A 25092-nucleotide genomic window follows, 5' to 3' on the forward strand; every position below is an offset into this window, starting at 1 on the left:
ACAAAATATTTTACGCTCTCAGAATCTTTGATAGTGGTATAATAAGGAAGAATATTTTCAGGGAGGAATGCCGACTGATGGGAATCGATTGGGGGTAACATTTTAACAATGCATAATTTAAGTAACATTTTGGATATCCTGGTCGTATGGGTATTGATTTATGAATTGATCATGCTCTTACGCGGGACACGATCCATTCAATTACTTCGTGGAATTGTAATTTTAATTCTTGCAAAAGTAATCAGTTTATATTTAGGTCTAACTATGACCTCATGGATTTTAGATCAAGTCATTAATTGGGGTGTAATTGGAATTATTGTGGTTTTCCAACCCGAAATTAGAAGAGCATTAGAAAAATTAGGTCGTCGTTCAATCTTTAAACAATCACAACAGGAAAATGCCAAAGCTGAGAAGTTAATCAAGGCATTAGATGGTGCCATTCAATACATGTCAAAACGTAGAATTGGGGCATTGATGAGCATTCAAATGAAAACAGGATTGGAAGAATACATCGAAACTGGAATTGCACTTGATGCGGATGTTTCTAGTCAATTGTTAATTAACATTTTCATTCCTAATACGCCCTTGCATGATGGTGCCGTAATTATTAAAGATTTCCGAGTAGCCTCAGCTGCTTCCTATTTGCCTTTGTCACAAAGTAATTTGATTCCAAAAGAATTAGGAACGAGACATCGGGCAGCTGTTGGAATTTCAGAAGTCACTGATGCAATTACCATTGTGATTTCTGAAGAAACTGGTGAAGTTTCCATCACCAGAAACAATGAATTACTCCGTGGAATGACACAAAATGATTATTTGAAATACTTACGTAGTCAATTGATTGTTAATGATAAAAATCACCAAACCTTTTATAGTGAAATTGCTGAATTTTTCAACAAACGTTTTTGGGGAGGTAAATAATGAAAAAATTTTTTGAAAGTAAACCCTTCTGTTTAATTATTTCATTAGTAATTTCTCTGGCTTTGTTTTTTATGGTGCATGATTATAAATTAGGCCAAATTAATTCTAGTACGCAAAGCGATGATCAACAGTTAACTTCAAACGAAACTCGTGAAGTTGAAGTACCACTCCAGTTGAACGTTAATTCGGATAAGTATTTTGTAATTGGATATCCCAATAAGGTTAAAGTAGAGCTTACTGGACCTTCAGCTTTAGTTGCGACTACTTCGAATACGCAAAATTTTAAAATTTTAGCTGACTTAAGTGATTTGGGTCCAGGCAAGCATACCGTTAAATTAAAAGAATCTGGCTTGAATTCGGAATTAAAATCCGATATCAAACCTAAGAAAATTACGGTAAATATTCAAGAACGTGAAAATAAGAGTTATCCCGTTCAAGTTTCGTATCGGACTAAGCACATTGCAAGTGGATATAAAGTTAACAAGGTTTCTAAAGATGTTAATAAAGTAGAAGTAACTGGTCCTAAAGATGAAATGAAGAAGATTAGCCAGGTTGTGGCTAAAGTTAAATTAAATCGTGATACCAATAAATCCGTTAAACAAACAACTGTAATTGATGCACTCGATGAACATGGAAGGACAATTAACGTTGTAATTTCACCATCGACCACCACGGTAAAACTTCAAATTGAAAAGAATAGTAATTAGATTAAAGTTAGGATGGATAAGTTATGAAATATTTTGGAACAGATGGAATTCGTGGAGTTGCAAATCAAGAATTAACTCCAGAACTTGCATTTCGTGCCGGACGAGCAGGAGGCTATGCTTTAACTAAACGTAGTTCCGAAGCTCATCAACCTCGAGTTTTAGTTTCTAGAGATACGAGAATTTCAGGTCAAATGTTAGAAGATGCATTGGTAGCTGGATTATTGTCAGTTGGAATTGAAGTTATTCGACTTGGAATAGTTACTACTCCTGGAGTTGCATACTTAGTACGTGATCAAAATGCGGATGCAGGGGTCATGATTACTGCTTCACATAATCCTGCTGAATATAATGGAATTAAATTTTTTGGTGGAGACGGATATAAGTTATCCGATGAAATTGAAGAAGATATTGAAGCCATGCTTGAAAGTGATGCTGATAATTTACCACGTCCTTCTGCAGAAGGGTTAGGAACCGCTGCTGCATATAATGAAGCTGGTCAAAAATATCTTCACTTTTTAGCCCAAAGTATTCCGGATAATTTAGAAGGAATTAAAGTATCTGTTGATGCTGCTAACGGTGCAACTAGTGCATTAATGCCACGATTATACGCTGATTTAGGGCTCGATTTTAAAACCATGGCCACGAAACCTAACGGGATTAATATTAATGATAACGTTGGTTCAACGCATCCAGAACAATTGCAAAAAATGGTTGTAGAAAATGGATCACAATTAGGAATTGCCTTTGATGGTGACGGAGATCGTTGTATTGCTGTTGATGAAAAGGGAAATATTGTTGATGGTGACAAGATTATGTACATTTGTGGAAAATACATGGATGAACATGGTCGCTTGAAACACGATACGATTGTTACTACGGTAATGAGTAATCTTGGTATGTACAAGGCCATGGAAGCTCATGGAATGAAGAGTGTTAAAACCAAAGTTGGTGACCGTTATGTTGTTGAAGAAATGAACAAAAATGGGTACAACTTAGGTGGGGAACAATCTGGACATATTGTTTTTCTTGATTTTGTAACAACTGGTGATGGAATGTTGACTAGTCTTCAATTAATGTCAATTATGAAAGAAACTGGTAAGAAACTTTCTGAATTAGCGGATGAAGTTACTAAATATCCTCAAAGTTTAGTGAACGTAACCGTTAAAGATAAAAAGCATGCCATGGATCCACAACCTGTAAAAGATATCATCGCAGAAGTGGAAAAAGAAATGCATGGTGATGGTCGAATTTTAGTTAGACCTAGTGGAACTGAACCTTTACTTCGAGTGATGGTAGAAGCACCTACCCAAAAAGAAAGTAACGAATACGCGCAAAGAATTGCTAACGTAGTTGAAAAGAATAACAAATAAAAACTTTTTAGGAACTTATTCCGATAATTTATCGGAATAGGTTCTTTTTTATAATTTTTATTTTCTTTATTATATTTTTAATATAAAGTTAACTTTTGTTAATTAATATGTTACTACAGAAAACAATTACGGACAGTCGTGTCTGATTAATAAGCATATGAGGAGCGAATAAGAATGAATAATTCCAAGAAAGTTTATTACAAAATGTATAAAGCTGGAAAGAACTGAATTTTTGCAGCAATTACTACGACAACCATCGTTTGTGGGAGTGGTTACTTTGTATCCGCACATGCAGATACAAACCAAGCTAGTCAAGCAGTTGTAAATACAACTAATAATGGTGATGGTTCTAGCAGTACCACTTCAGTAGGTGACGCTGCTAACAATAATGCAGCGGTTACTACACCAGCTGAAAAACCAGTAACTGACAGTCAAAGTAGTAATGATTCAAATCAGCTGATTTTAGCCAAAGATGATAAAAATAATAATGCTTCTGAAAATGTTAATAGTAATAAAGGTGCTGATGTGTCAACAACAGCTGCTACTGATAGTCAAAGTAATCCTGTAGCAAATAATTCAGACGATAAACAAAAACAAGGTACCACAGTAGAAGAAGATAACAGCCAGAATGTAATTTATAATTACGATGGTGCTGGTGCTTCACACACTGGCCAAACGACCAACGGCTTAGATTCAACTACTTATATTACTTACAAAGACGTAAATGGCACAGTTGAAAAAGGATTAAATGTAGCCTCAAACCAACCAGCTGTAAATTCTGAATCAATTGTTAATTATGATGACAGTAAAGGCCAAGTAGTTGAACATAGTGAAATTACAAACACTACTGATACTGATCAAGACATTAACTATCTTATTTTATTGCCAAAATTTTATGCTTATGGTAATTCTCAAAACTTAGTTACAACTGAAACCCTTGATGAAATTATTAAGAATGCTGGAATTGATATGACCCGCTTTCAAGTATTTCCAGCTTATAATGATGACAGTTCTAATTTTGCAAATTTAAGACAAATTCAAATTAAAGGAAAGCTAAAGCCAAATGAAAAGCTTGCTTTTAATATTAACCTTCAGGCAAGTGGACTTACTGATCAAGATTTATATAATAATTCTTTTAACAACATTGGTGCTTGGCTTTTCGATAGTAATGGGAATACTGCAAGTACAGCAACCGCATATTTTAGATTTGCTAACCAGGTTAAATCACCAGTTGATAGCGATGCTAAGTACTTAGTAACTTACTATAGTAATGGTGTATATACAGTTGCCCCTGAAGATGTTCAAAACATCATGCCTCAAATGAATGCTGATCATTAAATTAGTATCAGTAATTTTGGTCAAGGACCACAAAATGCGCATGATACGAGAGCCTATACTGGAGGTTCATTTTACGTTAATTTAAGTAAAATTAAGGAATATTTGGCTAATTTGGGTTATTCAGTAGGGGTTGGTGCTAATGGAAAAGTAGTAGATTATTATACATATAGAATTTCTGGAACTCAAGCAGACTTAGTAAATCAAAATGGAACTCCTTATGTACCTGGTAAGAATCAAGGATTATACATTCAAATTCGTAAAGTAGTTACTGTTGATCCTGCGGCAAGTGATCAAAATATCCTTACTGGTGACAATTATTCTACAAATGGAATTGAAGTTTATGATCATAAAGGAATAGTTGTTCCTTTCGATTCTACAGATATCAAGGTTACTTCTGATCTTAACAATGAAAAACCTGGAGTTTACCATGTAACCTATACTTATTTACCAGATATGGTTTCTAGAACGTTTACAGTTAATGTTTTTGAATTAAAAGCTTCAGATGCAACCATTTACGTTGGACAAAAGATTCCAACAGGTGTAGCAGATTATAAAGCTACTGCACTTGATGACAATGGTAATCCAATTCCTGTGACAGTTTCAGTTGATGATAATAACCAACAAGGTGGATTAGCAAATGAACCTGGTGATTACGATGTAACCTTTACAATCGCTAATGGATTGAAGATCAAAAAGACATTGCACGTACTTAAAGATCAAAGTAGTGTTACTGCAAAGGATATTACAATTCATGCTGGAGATAAAGTTCCTGACGCAAGTGCCTTTGGAGCATCAGCAACTGATGAAGATGGTAAAGCAATTGGCGTAACGGTTGATACTTCAAAAGTAAATAATGAAGTTGCTGGAACATATCCAGTTAAGATTACTGCAGCAGATGGACAAACCAAAGAAGTTAACGTAATTGTCTTGCCAAAAGAAACGCCAGACAATGGTAATGATTCAAATCATAATGGACAAAACTCAGATAATGGCAATGATTCAAACCATAACGGAAAAGCCTCAGACAATGGGAAGGCTTCAGACCATGATTCACAAAATAAAGAAACAAATTTGAATGGTAACAATCAAGATCAACAATCAAAAGAAAATTCAAATAACAATCAGAAATCTGGTACTTTGCCAAATACTGGACAACAAAATGCAAGTTTACTAGAGTTAATTGGTGCAAGTATCTTAGGATTTCTTGGATTGATTGGGTTTAAGAAGTTTAAAAAGAATTAATTAATCATTAAAATTTAAGACCCTCAAGCTTTTGGAAATTTTTAGGTGTTAGTAAACAATTTACTATCTTAAATATTTCTAATTATGCCTGGGGGTCTTATTTTCTCTTTTTAAAAAGTTATTTATAAGATTTCGATTTGATTTAATTTTGTGACTTTTAGACATATACCAATTATGACAAAATCATTGACACAAGTTCGGTAAAACACTATTATATTAGTTGTTGCAAAAATAAAAATTAAATGGTATACATCTATACCAATTTTAAAAAGAGGATTTTAATATGTGTGGAGTAGTTGGAGTTGCAGGAAATGATAATGCAACTGAAATTTTAGTACATGGCTTAGAAAAGTTACAATATCGTGGATATGATTCTGCGGGTGTTTTTATTGATAGTGAAAAGGGACCAGACTTTTTGGTTAAAACAACTGGTAGTATTGCTGATCTTCGTAAGAAAATTGGACCAGAAGTTCAAGGTACTTCAGGAATTGGACATACTCGTTGGGCAACTCATGGTGGAGTTACAATCGAAAATGCTCACCCACAATTTTCCGATGATGAACGTTTCTTTTTAGTCCATAATGGTGTGATTGAAAACTTCCAACAACTAAAGAATGATTACCTTCAAGGAGTTAAATTTCACAGTCAAACTGATACTGAAGTAGTAGTTCAATTAATTGACAAGTTTTCTAAGGAAGGTATGAGTACTAAAGATGCTTTTAATAAAACAATTTCTTTATTAAAAAATTCTTCATATGCTTTTATTTTAATGGATAAAAAAGAACCAAATACTTTATACGTTGCCAAAAATAAGAGTCCTTTATTAATTGGATTAGGCGATGACTGTAACGTGGTTTGTTCTGATTCAATTGCAATGTTAGACGTCACTCATACTTTTATGGAAATTCAAGATGGTGATGTTGTGATTGTCAAACCAGATAGCGTCGTGGTGATTGATGCTGATAACAATGTGGTTGAACGGGAACAATTTGAAGTTGACGTTGATCCAAGTGACTCTGAAAAAGGTGTTTATCCATATTACATGCTTAAGGAAATTGACGAGCAACCCAATGTAATGCGAAAACTTTCTAAAAAATATTTAGACGAAAATGGAACTCCAGTAATCGATGAAAAATTATTGGATGTTATGAAAAATTCTGATCGAATTTACATCGTTGGAGCTGGTACCAGTTATCATGCTGGACTAGTAGGGAAGAAACAATTAGAAGCTTTGACTGGCATTCCTACCGAAGTTCACGTTGCGTCAGAATTTGCGTATGAGAAGCCAATCTTTTCTAAGAAACCTTTCTTTTTATTCTTATCTCAAAGTGGAGAAACTGCTGATAGTCGCCAAGTATTAGTTAATGTTAACAAGGATCATTATCCAAGTTTAACCATCACAAACGTTGCTAATTCAACTTTATCTCGTGAATCAGACTTTACTTTATTATTAGATGCTGGTCCTGAAATCTCTGTTGCTTCAACTAAAGCCTATACTGCTCAAATTGCTTTAGAAGCAATTTTGGCTAAAGCATTGGGGGAACATCTTGGAGATCAACGAGCACAAGACTTCGATCTTAAAGCACAATTAAGTTTGGTTGCTCAAGGAATGCAAACTATTGTGGATGAAAAAGATAAAATTGATGAAATTTCACAAGATTATTTTGTTAATGCCACTCAAGCATTTTACATTGGTCGAGGAATTGACTACACAGTTTCACTAGAAGCTGCCTTAAAATTAAAAGAAATTTCATATGTTCATTCTGAAGGATTCGCTTCTGGTGAATTGAAACATGGAACAATTGCTTTAATTGAAGATGGAACTCCAGTTATCGGAATTATTACTCAAGGATTCACTGCGGGATTAACTCGGAGTAACTTGATGGAAACCGCAGCTCGTGGTGCTAAGACGTTAACCATTGTGAGAAAGAGTCTTGCACAAGATGATGATACTTTTGTAATTCCCGATGTTGATGAACTATTAACACCACTTCTTAGTGTAATTCCAGCCCAATTATTGGCTTATTATACTAGTTTAAACAAAGGATTGAACGTTGATTTACCGCGAAACCTTGCCAAGAGTGTTACTGTAGAATAGAATTAAGTTTTAAAAAGAGAATTGTGAAAACAATTCTTTTTTTGTAGCAAAATTGAGGTGAATAAAATGAAATTTACAAAACGCAACAAACAAAAAAAGCACGATCGAAAAGAAGAAACTTGGAATAAATTTAAAGACCAACAAAATAAATTAAACGCCAATCGAAAAGGCGTTAAGTCAGTCACTAAACAACATTGGTAAAATAGTGGAGAATTAAATGACAAAAAAGAGTAATGAAACATTAACTTTAATTGAAGAAATTACTAGACTTGATGATAGTAAATACTTAGAAATTAGTAACATGGTGCAAAATGGTCGGGCTGAATTAGCGGCAGAACGAGGTTATATCAAGCAAGTTCGCATTTTACAAATTAATATTCCTCATTCAATTCATGTGATTAATTACGAAAATTATATTAACGAAAATTATGAAATGCCTACGGAAGCTATGACCAAATTCACGGAATGGAAAAAGACTCCTGAAATGGATAAAGAGTTTTCTGCTATTTTACACGAAAACCATATTGGGTAATTTGTGAAACCGGTTTCTTTACCGTACTCGTTGAATATGGGATAATATAAAAAAAGAGTTGGAGGAGTAGCAATGATGATTGAAAAGTTTTTAGTTGGTACATATACTAAACATCAAAGTCAAGGTATCTATCAAATTGAATTAGATACTGACAAAAAAGAATTACAAAATGCTGAATTGGTCGCCAAGGCAGGTTCACCAACTTATGTGGCTGAATCAAAGGCTCATAAAGTTTATGCGATTGATAAAGAACTTAAAAATGATAAAACAGTGGGTGGTTTGTTAGCTTTTGACAGTGCTAACATTCCCTTTAAAGAAATTCAGGATGTAACTGAAGAAGGTAGCAGTCCTGCCTATGTAACTGTCGATGAACTTCATCAGAATGTTTATACGGCTAATTACCATACTGGAAATGTCCACGTTTTTAAAATTAACGATGATGGAACCTTAACTGAAACTGACCGAATTCATGATATTGGGGAAGTTGGTCCCCGTCCTGAACAAGCTAGCGGTCCACATCCTCACTATATTGATTTAACTTATGATAATCGGATTGTGGTTTGTGATCTTGGATTGGATAAGGTTTATCTCTATGATTTATCAGATCAAGGCAAACTTCATTTAGTTAGTGAAACTACAATGGAACCTGGTTTTGGTCCTCGTCACATTCAATTTGTCGAAAAAACTGGTAAAGCATATCTAGTTGGTGAACTTTCAAGTAAGCTAGCTGTCCTTGACTATAATGAAGAAACTGGTGAATTAGCGGTTCAACAAATCGTCTCAACAATTCCGGCAGAATGGACCTCTCATAATGGAGCTGCTGCAATTCGCATTTCTAATGATAATCGCTTTGTCTATGTTTCAAATCGAGGCAATGACAGTTTAGCAGTCTTTGAAATTCAAGAAGATGGAAATGTAAAATTAATTCAATTAATTTCCATTGAAGGTGAATTTCCGCGTGATTTTACTTTCAATAGTGATCAAAAATTTGTGGTAGCAGTTAACCAAAATACTAATAATGCAACCTTGTACCAACGAAATGTTGATACAGGTAAATTAGCGATGATTCAAAAAGGTTTTTCAGTTCCAGAGGGAACTTGTGTAATGCTTAGAAAATAAATTTAAAAGAGGTTATTATCATGGCTGAAAGTGATGTAGAAATTGCAATTCAAGGAAAATTAGACAAAATTTTTGCTGATTATCCCTTAACTCCTCGTTTGGAAATGCTAAAAATTGAAATCAAACGGACATTGATGCAAGATACTGCTGTAAAGGTTACCGATGGGGCAGAACCCGTCGATGCAGTTCGTGAAGCTTTTCAAGATTTTGGTGATTTACGTCATCAAATTAACGAAGTGCTTTTTACTTCAAATAAATAATTGCAAAATTAAGTTTGGTATTGTATATTTTAAATAAGATAAATATGACAAATAGTGGAATAGTAGCTTAGTTGATTTCTATGTAGCGAGTTAAGGATAGTGAAAGCTTAACTAGATTTCTAAGTGAACAACATCCCAGTTTATTTTGGTTGAAAGGCCAACGGTTGCAGCTCGTTAACGTTGTAAATAAGTTGGTTTATTAATTTAAACAATTTGGGTGGTACCGCGAAGATTTTGTCCCTTATAGACGGAGTCTTTTTGTTTTGTCAAAAATTAAAGGAGAGATTATCATGAAGGACGTTTTAGTAAAAGATTTATATACTAAGCCACGTGATTTTGGCGATGAATCAATTACCGTTTCTGGTTGGATTCGGACCACAAGATCATCAAAGAAAATTGCGTTTATCGAATTAAACGATGGGACATACATCAAGAATATTCAGGTAATTGCTAAACGAGATGGTTTAGATAATTATGAAGATGTAACTAAATTACCAATTAGTTCAACCTTAAAAGTTACTGGTAAATTAGTTGAAACACCTGATGCTCAACAACCATTTGAATTACATGCAGAAGCAATTGACATTGAAGGGGTGTCAGATCCAGACTTTCCGCTTCAAAAGAAAGCTCATTCACTTGAATATTTAAGAACAATTGCACATTTACGTCCTCGGACAAATACTTTTTATGCGGTCTTTAAGATTCGTTCTTTAGCAGCATTTGCGATTCATGAATACTTACAAAAAAATGGTTTCGTGTACGTTAATACTCCTATCATCACAAGTAGTGATACTGAAGGCGCCGGAGAAATGTTCCGTGTAACGACTTTAGATGATCAAGACACACCTAAAACGGATGATGGTAAAAATGATTACAGTAAAGACTTCTTTGGTGAAGAAACTAATTTAACCGTTAGTGGACAACTTCAAGTTGAACCATTTGCCTTAGCATTTAGAGATGTTTATACTTTTGGGCCAACTTTTAGAGCCGAAGATTCACATACTAAACGTCATACTGCTGAATTCTGGATGATTGAACCAGAAATGGCTTTTGCTGAACTTCCAGCTGTTTTAGATCGTTCTGAAGGACTTTTGAAGTATGTTGTTCAATACTTATTGGATAATGCTTCAGAAGACTTACAATTCTTAAATGATAATGTTGACCACGATTTGTTAGATTTACTACACAAAACAGTTGATGAAGATTTTGCGAGAATTACTTATACAAAAGCAATTGAATTATTAGAAAAAGCGGATGTTGACTTTAAATTCCCAGTTAAATGGGGAATTGATTTTAACTCTGAACATGAACAATACTTAGCTGAAAAAGTATTTGGTAAACCAGTTTTCGTTACTGATTACCCACGTGATTTCAAAGCCTTTTACATGCGTGATAATGAAGATGGTAAGACTGTTGCTGCTGTTGATTTACTGGTTCCTCGAATTGGTGAATTAATTGGTGGAAGCCAACGTGAAGAACGTGAAGATGTCTTAGAAGCTAAAATGAAAGAATTTGGGTTACCACGTGAAGAATACGAATGGTACTTAGACCTTCGTAAATATGGTGGAACAAAACACTCTGGTTTTGGAATTGGTTTTGAACGTCTTTTAATGTATGTTACTGGAATGGATAACATTCGTGACGTGATTCCTTATCCTCGAGTTCAAGGTAGTATTAATTTCTAAAAACATTAAAGAACGCAATTTGCGTTCTTTTTTTATGGCTAAAATTATAGTATAATGTAATTTGTAATAATTATAATATAGATTGATTTTGAAAGGGATGTAATTTATGGAAACAAAACACGCGATGAGTCCCTTAATTCGTTTCTTGTTTATTGCAACGATGTTAATTGGAACTTTTACGATGTCCATTAGTCAATCATCGTTATCAACTGCTTATCCAACTTTAATGACTTACTTTGGAGTTTCAGCAGACACGATTCAATGGTTAACGACTGGCTTTATGATTGTCATGTGTATTACGATGCCAATCAGTCCATGGCTATTAAATAATATGAGTTTTAAACGCTTATTTGCCTTAGTATTGATATTATTTGATTTTGGGACTTTAATTATTTATCTGGGAAATAATTTTCCAATTGTAATGCTTGGACGTGTGATGGAAGCTGCTGCCGTTGGGGTACTTTTCCCTTCATATCAAACAGTATTACTAGAAATTACCCCCGAGAAAAAACGGGGAACCATCATGGGAGTAGCTGGATTAGTCATGGGTTCAGCTTTAGCATGTGGTCCAATTATTTCAGGAATTGTGTTGCACTATACCACTTGGAGAGGACTATTTGTTTTCTTCATGACCGTAATTACTTTGATATTGATTGTTTCATTTTTCGTTATGAAAGACGTGATGGTAAGAAAAGAAACTAAACTAGATTGGTTATCAATTTTCTATACTTTAGGTTTAGTTGGGCTACTTTACTTCATCTCTGAAATTGGACGTGGAAACGCTAACTACACTGAATTAGGTATTATTCTAGTAGTTTCATTAGTAATGCTTACTTTGTTCGTTTATCGTCAACTTCACATTAAGAATCCGTTATTAGATCTTTGGGTAATGAAGAGCTTTAATTATGATCTATCAGTTCTCTTAACTGGGTTTTCTTACATTTCTTTAATTGCGGTAACGATTATTTTCCCTCTTTATTACCAACAAGTTCTTCACGTGTCACCATTTATTTCTGGAATGGCATTAGTTCCAGGTGCAGCTTTACTTAGTTTTTTAAATCCGCTAACTGGAACTTTAGCTGATAAGTTTGGTTTTAAATCAACTATGATTTTTGGAATGTGTATGATTGTGATTGGTTGGGGATTATTAACATGCTTACATTTAACAAACATTTGGGGCATGATCTTAATTGCCATGTTAATTGAAGGTGGAAACGCGTTCGTTATGATGCCTGCGGTTACCTTGGGTGCCAACTCACTTCCTGATGAATTAATTTCACATGGGACTGCGGTAATCACGACAATTCGTCAAGTGCTAGGTTCAACTGGTGTAACAGTAGCCACTTTAATCCTAGTTAACTTCACTAAGATGGCAAGTAATTCAGGTAAATCGTTACCAGTTGCCAATCAATTCGGTTTTCACGCTGTATATATCACTTTCTTTGTAATTTCCATTATTGGTTTAGTTATTGCAATGATGATTCGGAATACGAAAAAAGATAGTAAATAATTCTAAGTTTGTGCTATTATAAAAATAAATAAGACAAAACAGGCCGTTATTTTAATTGCCTGTTTTTTAAGGGAGAATTTAAATGACAGTTAAAACAAAGAAACACCGAATCAAAAAAGTATTTACTTATATCTTTTTATTTATTTTGTTGGTAGTAGGTTTGTGTCTAACCTTTAATTCTCAAATTGAAAGTTTTTGGTTAGGAATGCGATCTGAACAAAAAGTAAATAGTTTGACAAAATCTGAAATTAAAAAAGGAAAAGCAAAATCTGGAAATTATAATTACAAAGCGGTTTCTGCCGTTTCTGCTAAATCAATTATGGAGAGTGAAAAGGCAAGCCATGAAAATGCCATTGGTAAGATTAAATATCCTGCTGTTGGAATCAATTTGCCAATTTATAAGGGATTGAATTCGGAAACACTCTTTTTAGGTGCAGGAACTATGAAACCTAATCAAAAAATGGGTCAAGGAAATTACGCATTAGCAAGTCATCACATGGATGATTCTAAACGTTTATTTTCGCCATTAACTAAGGCAAAAAAAGGCCAGTTGATTGAAATTTCAGATTTGAGTAAAACTTACAAATATAAAGTTACCAGTGTTAAGAATGTTAATGAAAAAGATGTTGGTGTGGTAAATGATGTACCTGGTAAAAAGCAAGTTACTTTAATTACTTGTACTAAACCAATCCCTGGAATTACCGAAAGAATTGTTGTTACGGGAGAATTAATTAAATGATGTATTATAAATATTTGATTCAAAAAAGATAATTTTTAACTCAATTGATTTTAAAAGAGAACTTACAAAAATCGTAAGTTCTCTTTTTTGTTAATTCAATTCTTATTCTGCTGAAATTAAATTTACACTTATAATTTCAGGTAACTCATTAATTTCGTCTAACATTTCATGTAGCGATTCACGGAGTTGATGAGTATCAATTGTAAAATTAATGACTGCTTCTTTATGAATTGGAAGAGTCATGTTGATTGTGATTACACTCGCATCATTTTTTGATATGACAGTTAAGATTTTACTCATGACACCATACTGGTCGTTAATACGCACACTGAAAATTACTTTTTTACTTAACTCACTGTCATCATAGTCAGAGATTAAACCTCTATATTTATAAATTACATCGCGACTAATTCCAATTTGTTTCGCGGCATTACTGATACTCTTAGCTTTTCCGGAGTCTAATAATTTATATGCTTTGACAACTTTTGGTAAAATAGTTGGGAGGAGTTCTTTGTTAACAATATATTTTTTAGCGATTGTAATTCATCTCTTTTCCGAGGATAAGTTATTATAATTTAATAATAATATGTTTATTTTTTAAAAACAAGTGATATTAAAAAATGAACATAAAATATCAATATTGTTATAAAAAATATGGAAAAATTTACTTTTACTTAAAATTCATGTATTCTTAAAAAAACGAAAGGACGAATATCATGAATAAAAATGAAAAAATTAAGCTGTTAGCTGACTTAGTTGCAATTCGTTCCATGAATGACAATGAAGAAGCTGTTGCCGAGTATTTAGCGGCCTTTTTGGACAAGTACGGGATTGAGTCTGAAATTGTCCAATATGCACCGCATCGAGCTAATCTAGTGGCTGAGATTGGAAACGGACACCCAGTGCTTGCATTTAGTGGACACGAAGACGTGGTTGATGCTGTTGGTGACTGGAACACTGATCCTTTTCAACTAACGGGAAAATATGGCAAATTATATGGTCGCGGAACTTGCGATATGAAAAGTGGAGTAGCTGCCATGATAATTGCCATGATTGAATTGAAGCAAAGTGAAATGCCTTATAAGGGAACCATTAGACTTTTAATCACTTTAGGTGAAGAAGTGGGTGAGTTTGGAGCGGAACAATTAACGGAACAAGGTTTCATGGATGACGTTGATGGTTTGATTATTGGGGAACCAACTGGCTACAAAATTTGCTATGCTCATAAAGGTTCATTAGACATTAAATTAAAAGCGATGGGTAAAATTGCTCATAGTTCAATGCCAGATTTAGGTAATAATGCTTTGCAAAATATGCTTGATTTAGTAACATTGATTAATCAAGAAATTGGTGATACTGAAATTGTTGACCCAGAAACTGGTAAATTTTTATTTAACTTCACTGTTATGCAAGGGGGAACTCAAGTTAATTCGATTCCTGGAATGACTGAAGTTCAGTTAAATTCACGGACAATTGATGACTTTAGCAATGAAAAAGTAATTAACATCATTGAGAATGCAATTAAACAATTAGAAAAAACTGATCCAAAATACCAATTTGATATGGAAATTTTAATGAATTTACCACCAGTTGATGGTGATAAAAATAATTCATTGATTAAACTAGGGCAGAAAATTGGGGAAGCAGTAACTGATCAAAAGATTCCCTTATTCGGTGGATCATATACGACAGATGCGGCTAAGTTTTTGGTCGATAAACCGGATGATTTTCCAATGATTATTTTTGGACCTGGTAACCAATCATTGCACAGTTCCAATGAATACATTGATGAAAGCATGTATTTTAATTTTATTGAGATTTATAAACAGCTCATGATTGAAGGACTAAAATAACGCCAAATTAAAAGAGAAAGAACTATAATTCTAGTTCTTTCTCTTTTTTCGCTAAAAATTTAGTTAGCCCAGCGGTTTGCAGTATTTGGTAAAATCATTAAAATGAAAATCCAGATTGTTCCAACAATTGGAACAAATTGAATCCAAAACCACCAACCAGAATGATTTGAAGCGTGAAGCCGACGAACTGTCACTGAAAGGTTGCCAATCCAGACCAATGCAAATACAATCGTGTAGACTGATGTCACAAATTGACCTGATACTGAACCAGCCGTTAAGCCGATTATCCAAGCAAAAATAATTGCTAGCCCAAAATTAAAAATAAGGGGCGTGAAAAATTCTAACCGGGTTGCGGTTCCGGAAAAATTGAAAATATTGTGCCAAAAATTACGATAAGCTTTAATCATCATGAAACTCCTTTCTAAACAACAATTTTCTCAGTATAAAACAAAAAAATGACAAAGTTAAGGATTTAGGTTAACTTTGTCATTTTTAACTAATTATTTATGTGCTTTGTCAGCTTGTGCTTGAGCAGCTTGGCCTAGAATGTTTAAGTAGTTAAACGGACGATCAAATTGTGGTTGGAATAACATATCCACCATTGCTAAATCGTCAATCGTGTTTTTATTTTGAATACATACTGATAAGACGTTCGCTGATTGCGAAACATCGTGCATACTTGAAAGCGCCCCTCCCAAAATTACACGAGTCTTAGGATCATACACTAATGACATTAAAACTTCATCCGTTGATAACATAAATTCTGGACGATAATTATCAGCTATGATTACTTCGCTAACTTTTAAATTATTGGCTTTAGCAAGAGCCGTATTGATTCCAGTTGAGACATAAGTCCGACCGTATAGTTTAAGACCAGATGAAGATTGGGTTCCCATGTCTTTTACTTTGTCTTCAGTCAGATTTAGGCCAACTAATCTCCCTTGGCGTACGGCGTTGGTAGCTAAAGGAATGTAGGCGTTAGAATTAGTGGGGTTGTAGTGAACGGCGGCACTATCACCAGCAGCAAAAATGTCGCGATTTGATGAATGCATGTATTCATCAGTAATGATTGCACCGTTATCCAACATGGCAACTTTACCTTTAAGTAATTCAGTGTTAGGGCGGAAACCGATACAAAGAATTGCAATATCAGATTTAATTTCTTTACCATCTAGGGTTTTAGTGATAATTTCATCATCGACTTCTTCAAAAGCAGCTACTTTTGAACCAAGAACCAGGTTAACACCATGAGCTTCATAATCTTTGGCTAAAATATCAGTAAATTCTTTATCAAAATACTTGTAAAGAACTCGTTCATGACCATCAATTAAATTAACGTTATAATTTTGGTTTGAGTAGGCTTCAGCCAGTTCGGCACCAATATAACCAGAACCAATGATAGTAATCGTTTTAGCTTTGGGAGCTTCTTCAAATAACTTTTTAGCATCGTTATAGTTTTTACAAAGGTAAACGCGACTACTATCGATTCCAGGGATTGGAGGAACAGTAGGCTTAGAACCAGTGGTCATAATTAATTTGTCATATGCTTCTGTTTTTTCTTCGTTGGTGATTAAATCTTTAACTTTGATTGTTTTTGTTTCTGGATCAACGTTTGTAACTTGATGACGCATTTGGACGTTAGCTCCAAGATTGCTTAATTCTTCTGGACTTGAGTAGAAAAGCCCTCGGGGATCATTGTTTTTAATTTCTTTACCTAAGTAAAGGGCGATTCCACATGATAAAAAGGAAATGTTATCATTCATTTCATATACAGTCACATCTGCATCGGGGTGATCGGCAATCGTTTGCTTAACTGCAAAAGTGCCAGCGTGAGTACAACCTACTACAATAACTTTCATTTATCCATACCTCGTTTGAGTTCTTCTGTAATCGTTTACATAAATGATTGTAGCATGCTTTTAATTATCACACAATCTAATTGTGGAAAGCATATCATAAAATTTCATTAAAAAAGCCGACCGAAGTCAGCTTTTTCTGATTATTTAAATACAGTTTGCAACATTTTAGCAGTATGAGTAAATGGTTCGCAGCCATCTTTTGTTACTCGGACACAGTCTTCAATTCGAACTCCTGCAACGCCTGGAATATAGATTCCTGGTTCAAGTGAGAAACACATGTTTTCTTCAAGTTTTAAATTATTTCCTTCCATAATTGAAGGAAATTCATGTTCACTCATTCCCATTCCGTGACCAAGTCGGTGAATGAAGTATTTACCGTAGCCGGCTTTATCAATAATGTCACGGGCAATTTTGTCTAATTCAGCGGCGGTAATTCCAGGTTTAACTGCTGCTTGAGCAGCTAATTGGGCTTCAAGACAGACCTTATAGATATCAGCTTGAGTATCATTTAATTTACCTACTGCGACAGTTCGGCTAGCATCACTAATGTATCCGTCATGAACGGTTCCTAAATCAAGTAACACTAATTCGTTATCTTCAATTTTGCGAGTACTAGTATCACCGTGAGGCTGTGAGGCATGTTTTCCAGCTTGAATTAAAGTAGGAAAACTCATTTGCATGACACCACGTTTTTTTAATTGATATTCAATCTCAGCGGCAACATCTGCCTCGGTAATACCTGGTTTAATGGTTTCAAAACCAACTTTGAAAGCGAAATCAGCTTCTCGACCAGCAGCACGAAGCTTTTCAATTTCATCATCCGTTTTAATTAAGTGAAGTCGTTGAACTTCTGGAGTTAAATCGTGGTTAAAGTTGGCACTTGGAAATTCTTTTTCTAAGGCGTGTAAACGATCAACAACAAGGTTGTTCATTTCAATTCCCCAGTTAACTGGGTTAGGATTGATTTCTTTAATATGGTCAGCAATCATAGCAAAAGGTTTTTCATGGTCTAAATAACCAAAAACTTTGTAAGGCCAACCAGATTTTTGAATATCTTCCACTTCAAGAGCTGGTGCAAATAAAAATGGATCAGCATCTGGGAAAACAATTAAAGCTAAAACTCGTTCGATTGGATCACTACCGAACCCAGTGAAATATTGAACATCCTCATAATTACTAATATAAGCGACGTCCAAGTTTTGTTCTTTAACATATTTCTGTAATTCTTTTAATTTTTCCATATTATAGCCTCCGTGTTTTTCCGTTATTTTAGCACAATGAAGTTTAAAGACAACCATTGATGTTACATATTGGATAATTTGTTATTATAAAATGCGGTTTAAACAGTATGAAAATAATTTAATCCAAAAAATACTCAATTTTTAGCGTATAATTTGAGTATTAATTCAAAGGGGAAATAACTCGTGTTAAGAAAATCAAAAGCGTACCGTATTTCAATTTTGGCGTTATTCATTGCAATCATTATTGTACAAAACTTTGTTCCACTATTTGGATATATTCCGGCGGGACCACTTAGCTTAACGACGATTCATATCACCGTAATTATTGCTGCAATTTTATTAGGCCCAGTTGATGGGGGAATTGTTGGTGGAGTTTGGGGCATTTTATCATTTATTCGAGCTTTTACAGCACCCACCAGTCCCGTACAACCACTAGTTTTTACTAATCCAATTATTTCAATTTTGCCACGAATTTTAATTGGCGTTGTGGCCGGTTACTTATTTATTGGTTTAACCAAAACTAAATTAAAGCCGGCTATTTCTTTAGCTATTACGGCAATATTTGGTAGTTTAACGAATGCCTTTTTGGTTTTAGGAATGATTGCCATGTTTTATCGGACCCCCGCTGTAGCACATGCTTATGGTGTTAGTGATCCAAGTTTAATTATAAAAGTATTAATGACTGCTGTCGGAACAAATAGTATTCCAGAAATGATATTAGCAGCGGTAGTTGTTCCAATCATATGTTTACCATTGTTGAAGCACAGTAAAATAAAATAACAACATGTTAAAATAAAGAGAACTTCTAAATGAGGAGTGCTCTTTATTTATTTAACAAAGGATTTTTAAAATGAATGAAAAAGTAATTGAAATTAAAAATTTAACTTATCATTATCCTAACCAAACAAAATTAATTTTGAAAAAGGTTGATTTAAGCATTAATCGGGGAGACTGGGTATCTTTAATTGGGGCTAATGGAAGTGGAAAATCAACGTTAGCAAAGTTAATCGTTGGATTATTAGATGACGAAGAACAGCAAATTCAAGTTTTTGGAAAAACTATGAATGATAAAAATGGAAATGAAATCCGATCAAATATTGGAATGGTTTTTCAAAACCCAGAAAATCAATTCGTAAGTTCAACTGTGTTAGACGATGTCGCTTTTGGATTAGAAAACCAAGGGATGAAAACTTCTGAGATGAAAATAAGGGTAGCAAAAGCTCTAGAAACAGTTGAAATGAACGATTTTATTAATCAAGCTCCGAACCAATTATCTGGAGGACAAAATCAACGAGTAGCCTTAGCTAGTGTTTTAGCCCAGCAGCCAAGCTTAATTATTTTAGATGAAGCAACTAGTATGCTTGATCCAACGACTAGAAGTAAAATTTTAAAGGTTGTTCATAGATTACACGAAGAACAGGGGACGACAGTTTTAGCGATTACACATGATATTAATGAAACTTTGCTTTCAGACAAAATCGTCATTTTAAATCAGGGTGAAATTGTGGCAGAAGACAAACCCAATCGAATTTACGTTCAAACTGAATTACTAAGAAAATGTGGTTTAGAAGTTCCATTAACGTATCAAGTACAACAAGCTTTTAGCAAAAATGGAATTAAACTTTCTGAAGATTATCTAAATGAAGAGGAGTTAATCAAACAATTATGGAAATTAAATTAAAAAACGTTGGTTATACTTATCATTTAAATAGTCCCATGGCATTTACTGCTTTGAAAAACATTACACTAACTTTTCCGGCACATCAATTGACGGCCATAATTGGAAAAACAGGAAGTGGTAAGTCCACATTAATTAAATTGTTGAATGGATTAGAAATCCCGACTTCTGGTGAAGTTGTAATTGGCAACCAAGTAATTGACAAATACACTAAAAGTAAACAATTAAATTTAGTCCGGAAAAACGTTGGCATGGTATTTCAATTTTCCGAAAACCAACTGTTTTCTGAAACAGTTTTAAAAGATGTGATGTTTGGACCATTGAATTTTGGTAAATCTGAACAAGAAGCAGTGGAGTTGGCTAAATTTTGGTTAGCAAAAGTTGGAATTGACAAAGATTTGTTTGAACAAGCTCCCTTTGAATTATCTGGGGGACAAATGCGTCGCGTTGCTTTGGCAGGAGTACTAGCCTGTGAACCAAAAGTACTAGTTTTAGATGAACCTGGAGTCGGACTTGATTATGTTAGTAATCAAAATTTGATGAGTTTATTGAAAAAATTACAAAGTCAATTTGGATTGACCATTATCATGGTGACGCATTCTATGGAAAATGTGGCGGAATTTGCTGATCATGTGGTAGTTATGAAAAACGGTGCAATAGTCAGACAAACAAAGCCAATTGAATTATTTTCAACGGATGATTCAAAGGTTGAATTACCAGAAGCAGCTCAATTCTATTTAAAGTTAATGAAAAATCATCAGATTGAAAATGAATTGCCAATTAACAAAACTGAACTAATTAATCGTTTGTTAAAGCAGTTTAAGCCGAATGGAGGTACTCATGAATAATTTTATTTTTGGGCAATATATTCCTGGTAAGAGCTTAATTTATCGTCTAAATCCGCGATTAAAATTAATTGCATCAGTTTTACTAATAATTGCTAGCTTTATTAACCATAATTTGCTTGGATTTATAATTTTATTGGGAATCTGCGGTGTAATAATTCAAGTCTCTCAAGTTGGCTGGATTTTCTTTATTAAAGGAACTCAATTTTTTATTTATATGATTTTTTTAACTTCAATTTTACAAATTTTATTTAGTAATGGTGGAACCATTTATTGGCACTATGGCATTTTTACGATTTCTAGTTTTGGATTGCAAATCGCAAGCTTGGCATTTTTACGATTTTTAGTTGCCATAGTGATTTTAACTGTCTATTTAATGACAACTAATCCAGCCGAAATTGCCCAAACAATTCAAGGGATTTGTTATCCCTTAAAATTTGTGGGAGTTAACCTTGATGATATCGGGTTAGTTACTGCAATTGCATTACGTTTTATGCCGACTTTAACTGAGGAAGTTAACAATCTTAGGAATGCACAAAAATCACGAGGAGTAAATTTTGAAAAGTGTTCCATAATTAAACGAATTAAGAGTAATATTGCGATTTTAGTACCATTATTTATGAGTGTTTTTCGTAGAGCTGAGCAATTAGCAGCAACCATGATATTACGGGGATATACGGATGGTAAACATCGTACCCATATACGCCAGTCGAATTGGAGTAAATTTGATAGTTTAATTTTAATAGTAGTTTTATTAATTTTTGGTTTAATCTTATCTTTAAATATTAATTTTTAAGCTAAATTCTATTGACAGCAATAAAAAAAGAATAATGCTATATGAGCGGCTTTTTTAACGTGAATTAGGCAGTTGTATTAATAAACAAAGGTGTAAATAATGATTGAAAAATTACAAAAAAAATCTATTTTTTTAATTATCGGAATGTTTCTATTATTAAGTATCGTTTTAATTGGATTATTATCTTATAGTTCTCCGATTTATGAATTTAACTATTCTGGCGATAATAATAATTATATGACGGTTGGAAAGGCAATGATGCATGATTTTGTACCATACAAGGATGTTTTTGAACAAAAGGGACCATTTGTTTATCTTTTATATGGGTTGGCCTCGCTAATTTCTTTTCATACTTTTTTAGGATCTGCAATTTTTGAAATTGCAATTTTATTTGCGATTTTATGGCTAACTTTTAAAATTGGAAAATTATTTTCATCCACTAAGGTTGCATTTGTTATTGCGCTGTTTGCACCAGTTTTTGTTTTAATGGAACCATATTATTCTTATGGGGCAACGGTTGAATTCTTTTTGTATCCAGCAATGTTATCGTTGATTTATGTTAGTTTAAAAGCACAACAGCATCAGTTTATAATTTCCAAATGGACCTGGTATTTTCAAGGATGTTTAGTTGGAATAGTATTTTTCTCTAAATACACTTTACTTGGTTCATGGATTGCATTTTATATTTTCATGTTCATGTATTATACAATTAAGCATCGTTGGAATGATGTTCGTAATTTAATTTGGTCAAGTGGTTTAGGGTTTTTAACAACGACCGTTCCTTGGCTAATTTATTTTGAAATGGTTCATGGATTAAAACAGTTCTTTAACGTTTATTTTTATACTAATATTTTTAGATATGGATCCGTAAATGGAACCTGGTTCGAAAGATTAAGCATGTCACTTTGGACGTTTGTTCAATTATTACTGTTTAGTAACCCAGTAATCACTTTTGTAATTGTATTAGGCTTATTGTTTGTTTTCTTTAGTCGTAAAATTCTAGCAGGGTGGATTATTAAATCATTATTAATGATTATGATGTTTACCAATGCTCTTTTGGCTTTATGCGGGGGAACGTTTGGGCCATATTATTTGTTGGCATATTTTCCCTATATTTTAGTTTTATTTGTCCTTTTGATAATTGCTTTGAGTCACAAGTTGAAACTATCTGCCTTTAAAAAATGGCAAAGTGTGTTCATTTTCAGTTGGGTATTCGCTTTATGTATGACTTTATCGGTGAACTCTAATTTACAGTTTTCACGATTCATACCCAATAATCCAGCAATCACATCTAATTTAGGTGTTAAGCATCCAACTAGTTCTGCTCAAATCGAATTTGGAAGGATTATGCGTCATGAAAGTAAGGGTAGACCAACCTTGTTAGCATTTGGATTTTTAGAAAATGGATTTTATACAACTTCAGGGGCATATCCTACAATTCATTACTTTGAACGAAACAATATTTCTTACCATAAGTTACCAACAATGATGAATACAGCTGCAAATGCAATTAAGCACCGCAAAGTGCAATGGGTCGTTATCTGTGTTAAAACGACTTCGAACAGTAATTTACAACATCAAATTGAAACAACATATAAGAAAAATGCCTATGGTAGGGGATTAAAAGATCTGAACCAGAATTATGAAATGAGAGCTCATCATTCTCAAATTTCACAAGGTAATGATATGGAATATGTTTTATATAAATTAAAATAAGCTTTGGTTAATCAACAAAAAATGACCCATGCACTTTCACAAAATAAAAGCGTGTGGGTCATTTTCTATTTAATTAAATTCCGGACTGAAGGGTCCAGTCCACTACACCTGAATATTGACCAGATTTTGCTTTATTGTTAGTCTTAATGACTAATCCTTGATCATTTGTAAAATTCTTTTGGCAATTATCACCATTTTTATCCATTTGATCACTGGTTAAAATCGTTTGTGCACTTTGATTTAATTGATTTTGTTGTTTCTGGTTAACAAACCACATTGTAAATGGCTGATTGGTTTGATTTGGTTTATAAGTAGCGTTAATTTGGAATTTTGCTTTATTTGATATGGAATCAATCACATTAAAACTCAAGTTATCACCACTTGTTCGTGGAAGAAAGCCAGTCTGAGTTGGTAACTTATCGAGGGAGTAATCCCAATTGTATGTGTTTGGATTATTATCGGCAAATGCAAGTTTTCCAGATAAAGTGAGGGCATTTGCATCAAAAACAGATAAGTCACTAGAACTTATAACCTTATTTGCACTGTTATATTTACTGGAAATCGGAGTTAAATTCTTATAAGAATCTACATTCGTTGGAACTTGGTTAGTTTTATAACCATTTGATCCTGAACCTGAATCGATAAATTCAACTGGGACGTAAGCATCTAAACTATTGGTTAATCCTCCGGCAGAATAAGTCATTCCGCTATATGATAAGAACTTAGCATTCGGATGGAATTTAATTAGACTTCCAGAACCCCAGGACCCAAAATTTGAAAATGGAGCATTATTTGTGGATGCTAAAACCGTTTGAGAATTAGATGATAGATCCATGTTTACTCGCACTGTTCCCATGCTGGAACTGTTAAAGATTGAATTGTATGCTGTTAAATTAACCTGACCATTGTTGGTTAAATCAACCCCATTGACACCCTTAAATACATCTGATGTACCACTATCATTAAGGTTTAGAGTTCCGGAGTTATTAATTTGGAGTGGATTATTATTCCAAAAATTAAACATCTGACCTCTTGAAGAATTACTAGTAAGATTTAAAGTTGCTCCACTAGCTATTTCAATTGGAAAAGCTTGGTTATTGGTATTATTAATTAGTCCATAAGGAAAGGTATTTGCTCCATTTTCAGTCATGGTGGTCGTTCCTGAGGTTACTTTGATGTTAGGGATTTGTGCTAATTGATTGGACGCTGTCCCCGTAACAAAATTATTTGTTCCTTGAAATTCAACGGGTATTGAGTTTGTAGTCAGTGGCTGATTATAAGTTAAATCACCAGGAAAATTATAGTTAATATTTTTATAAACAATTGTTGGGGAAGTTGCTGTTGGTCCATTGATTTGAGTAGAGGAAAATAAAATTCCTTTATTGGTAGTATAGTATTTACTTCCTATCCAACTTGCAGTATTTGAACTACCTGAATTTTGAAGGTTAACATTTTGTACTGTTAAACGTCCTGCTTGTGAATTAGAATTAACGTTAATTGTTGATCCAGTCGCAGAGTATACATAAAATGGTTGGTTTTTAAAATCAACGGTTACGTTGTTTTGCTTCTATACTGATAATTGG

24 protein-coding genes and 1 other annotated feature are annotated in these 25092 nt (G+C 33.7%); of the genes, 19 read left to right on the top strand and 5 right to left on the bottom strand.

Annotated features, from left to right (window positions below):
- Positions 1-108 precede the first annotated feature (108 nt).
- The 13 genes from cdaA to FD36_RS04290 all read left to right on the top strand — a co-directional run bounded on the left by cdaA (position 109) and on the right by FD36_RS04290 (position 13521).
- Positions 109-921, top strand: a complete 813-nt coding sequence (cdaA, locus tag FD36_RS04235; RefSeq protein ID WP_056958240.1) for a diadenylate cyclase CdaA — start codon at positions 109-111, stop codon at positions 919-921.
- Positions 921-1628, top strand: coding sequence for a CdaR family protein (locus FD36_RS04240; protein WP_056958242.1), 708 nt, complete (start codon positions 921-923; stop codon positions 1626-1628). The genes cdaA and FD36_RS04240 overlap by 1 nt, the downstream gene beginning before the upstream one ends.
- Positions 1629-1651: 23 nt before the next feature.
- Positions 1652-2998 (top strand): phosphoglucosamine mutase, encoded by a 1347-nt coding sequence (glmM, locus tag FD36_RS04245; protein ID WP_056958244.1) that lies wholly within the window; start codon positions 1652-1654, stop codon positions 2996-2998.
- A gap of 525 nt (positions 2999-3523) precedes the next feature.
- On the top strand, positions 3524-4336 hold the full coding sequence (locus FD36_RS04250) for a hypothetical protein (RefSeq protein WP_056958246.1): 813 nt from the start codon (positions 3524-3526) through the stop codon (positions 4334-4336).
- Positions 4337-4447: 111 nt separating this feature from the next.
- Positions 4448-5578 carry a bacterial Ig-like domain-containing protein gene (locus FD36_RS04255; RefSeq protein ID WP_056958248.1) on the top strand — a complete coding sequence of 377 codons (1131 nt, stop codon included), beginning with the start codon at positions 4448-4450 and terminating at the stop codon, positions 5576-5578.
- A gap of 283 nt (positions 5579-5861) precedes the next feature.
- Positions 5862-7676, top strand: a complete 1815-nt coding sequence (glmS, locus tag FD36_RS04260) for a glutamine--fructose-6-phosphate transaminase (isomerizing) (protein WP_056958251.1) — start codon at positions 5862-5864, stop codon at positions 7674-7676.
- Between the two features lie 66 nt (positions 7677-7742).
- Entirely contained in the window at positions 7743-7877 is a 135-nt protein-coding gene (locus FD36_RS06985) for a hypothetical protein (RefSeq protein ID WP_014081844.1), read from the top strand.
- A gap of 16 nt (positions 7878-7893) precedes the next feature.
- Positions 7894-8208 carry a hypothetical protein gene (locus FD36_RS04265; RefSeq protein WP_056958252.1) on the top strand — a complete coding sequence of 105 codons (315 nt, stop codon included), beginning with the start codon at positions 7894-7896 and terminating at the stop codon, positions 8206-8208.
- Positions 8209-8283: 75 nt separating this feature from the next.
- Positions 8284-9327 carry a lactonase family protein gene (locus FD36_RS04270; RefSeq protein WP_056958282.1) on the top strand — a complete coding sequence of 348 codons (1044 nt, stop codon included), beginning with the start codon at positions 8284-8286 and terminating at the stop codon, positions 9325-9327.
- Between the two features lie 20 nt (positions 9328-9347).
- Positions 9348-9587 (top strand): hypothetical protein, encoded by a 240-nt coding sequence (locus FD36_RS04275; protein WP_056958254.1) that lies wholly within the window; start codon positions 9348-9350, stop codon positions 9585-9587.
- Positions 9588-9627: 40 nt separating this feature from the next.
- Positions 9628-9832: a binding site (T-box leader), on the top strand.
- Positions 9833-9877: 45 nt separating this feature from the next.
- Entirely contained in the window at positions 9878-11272 is a 1395-nt protein-coding gene (gene asnS, locus FD36_RS04280) for an asparagine--tRNA ligase (protein ID WP_056958256.1), read from the top strand.
- A gap of 106 nt (positions 11273-11378) precedes the next feature.
- Positions 11379-12782, top strand: coding sequence for an MFS transporter (locus tag FD36_RS04285; protein WP_056958258.1), 1404 nt, complete (start codon positions 11379-11381; stop codon positions 12780-12782).
- Between the two features lie 82 nt (positions 12783-12864).
- The gene (locus tag FD36_RS04290; protein WP_082610608.1) at positions 12865-13521 is read left to right on the top strand and encodes a class A sortase; all 657 of its coding nucleotides are present in this window, start codon (positions 12865-12867) and stop codon (positions 13519-13521) included.
- 102 nt (positions 13522-13623) lie between these two features.
- On the opposite strand, the gene FD36_RS04295 is transcribed toward FD36_RS04290, so the two are convergent.
- Positions 13624-13848 carry an ACT domain-containing protein gene (locus tag FD36_RS04295; protein ID WP_144011133.1) on the bottom strand — a complete coding sequence of 75 codons (225 nt, stop codon included), beginning with the start codon at positions 13846-13848 and terminating at the stop codon, positions 13624-13626.
- A 389-nt stretch (positions 13849-14237) separates the two neighbouring features.
- Here FD36_RS04295 and FD36_RS04300 point away from each other — a divergent pair, with 389 nt between their 5' ends.
- Positions 14238-15374 carry an ArgE/DapE family deacylase gene (locus tag FD36_RS04300; protein ID WP_056958260.1) on the top strand — a complete coding sequence of 379 codons (1137 nt, stop codon included), beginning with the start codon at positions 14238-14240 and terminating at the stop codon, positions 15372-15374.
- A gap of 59 nt (positions 15375-15433) precedes the next feature.
- Here the strand turns inward: FD36_RS04300 and FD36_RS04305 are convergent, their stop codons facing one another.
- The 3 genes from FD36_RS04305 to FD36_RS04315 all read right to left on the bottom strand — a co-directional run bounded on the left by FD36_RS04305 (position 15434) and on the right by FD36_RS04315 (position 18474).
- Positions 15434-15784 (bottom strand): DUF805 domain-containing protein, encoded by a 351-nt coding sequence (locus FD36_RS04305; RefSeq protein WP_225361279.1) that lies wholly within the window; start codon positions 15782-15784, stop codon positions 15434-15436.
- A 90-nt stretch (positions 15785-15874) separates the two neighbouring features.
- Complete coding sequence (locus FD36_RS04310; RefSeq protein WP_056958268.1) at positions 15875-17233, bottom strand: FAD-dependent oxidoreductase; 1359 nt, start codon at positions 17231-17233, stop codon at positions 15875-15877.
- Positions 17234-17373: 140 nt separating this feature from the next.
- Positions 17374-18474, bottom strand: a complete 1101-nt coding sequence (locus FD36_RS04315) for a M24 family metallopeptidase (RefSeq protein WP_056958270.1) — start codon at positions 18472-18474, stop codon at positions 17374-17376.
- A gap of 183 nt (positions 18475-18657) precedes the next feature.
- On the opposite strand from FD36_RS04315, the gene FD36_RS04320 reads away from it, so the two are divergent.
- The 5 genes from FD36_RS04320 (at position 18658) to FD36_RS04340 (ending at position 23509) form a co-directional block, all read left to right on the top strand.
- Positions 18658-19254: an ECF transporter S component gene (locus FD36_RS04320; protein WP_056958272.1), complete on the top strand. Its 597-nt coding sequence runs from the start codon at positions 18658-18660 to the stop codon at positions 19252-19254.
- Between the two features lie 70 nt (positions 19255-19324).
- The gene (locus FD36_RS04325) at positions 19325-20155 is read left to right on the top strand and encodes an energy-coupling factor transporter ATPase (RefSeq protein WP_056958274.1); all 831 of its coding nucleotides are present in this window, start codon (positions 19325-19327) and stop codon (positions 20153-20155) included.
- Positions 20140-21000, top strand: coding sequence for an energy-coupling factor transporter ATPase (locus FD36_RS04330; RefSeq protein ID WP_056958276.1), 861 nt, complete (start codon positions 20140-20142; stop codon positions 20998-21000). The genes FD36_RS04325 and FD36_RS04330 overlap by 16 nt, the downstream gene beginning before the upstream one ends.
- Complete coding sequence (locus FD36_RS04335; RefSeq protein WP_056958278.1) at positions 20993-21793, top strand: energy-coupling factor transporter transmembrane component T family protein; 801 nt, start codon at positions 20993-20995, stop codon at positions 21791-21793. Before FD36_RS04330 ends, FD36_RS04335 begins: the two co-directional genes overlap by 8 nt.
- 99 nt (positions 21794-21892) lie before the next feature.
- A complete protein-coding gene (locus tag FD36_RS04340) occupies positions 21893-23509 on the top strand; it encodes an ArnT family glycosyltransferase (protein WP_056958279.1) in 1617 nt (538 codons plus the stop codon).
- 73 nt (positions 23510-23582) lie between these two features.
- Here FD36_RS04340 and FD36_RS04345 read toward each other — a convergent pair whose 3' ends face one another.
- Positions 23583-24659, bottom strand: a complete 1077-nt coding sequence (locus FD36_RS04345) for a hypothetical protein (RefSeq protein ID WP_056958281.1) — start codon at positions 24657-24659, stop codon at positions 23583-23585.
- Between the last annotated feature and the right edge of the window lie 433 nt (positions 24660-25092).

Origin of the sequence: Fructilactobacillus sanfranciscensis DSM 20451 (assembly GCF_001436035.1) — a bacterium.
Taxonomy (GTDB): domain Bacteria; phylum Bacillota; class Bacilli; order Lactobacillales; family Lactobacillaceae; genus Fructilactobacillus; species Fructilactobacillus sanfranciscensis.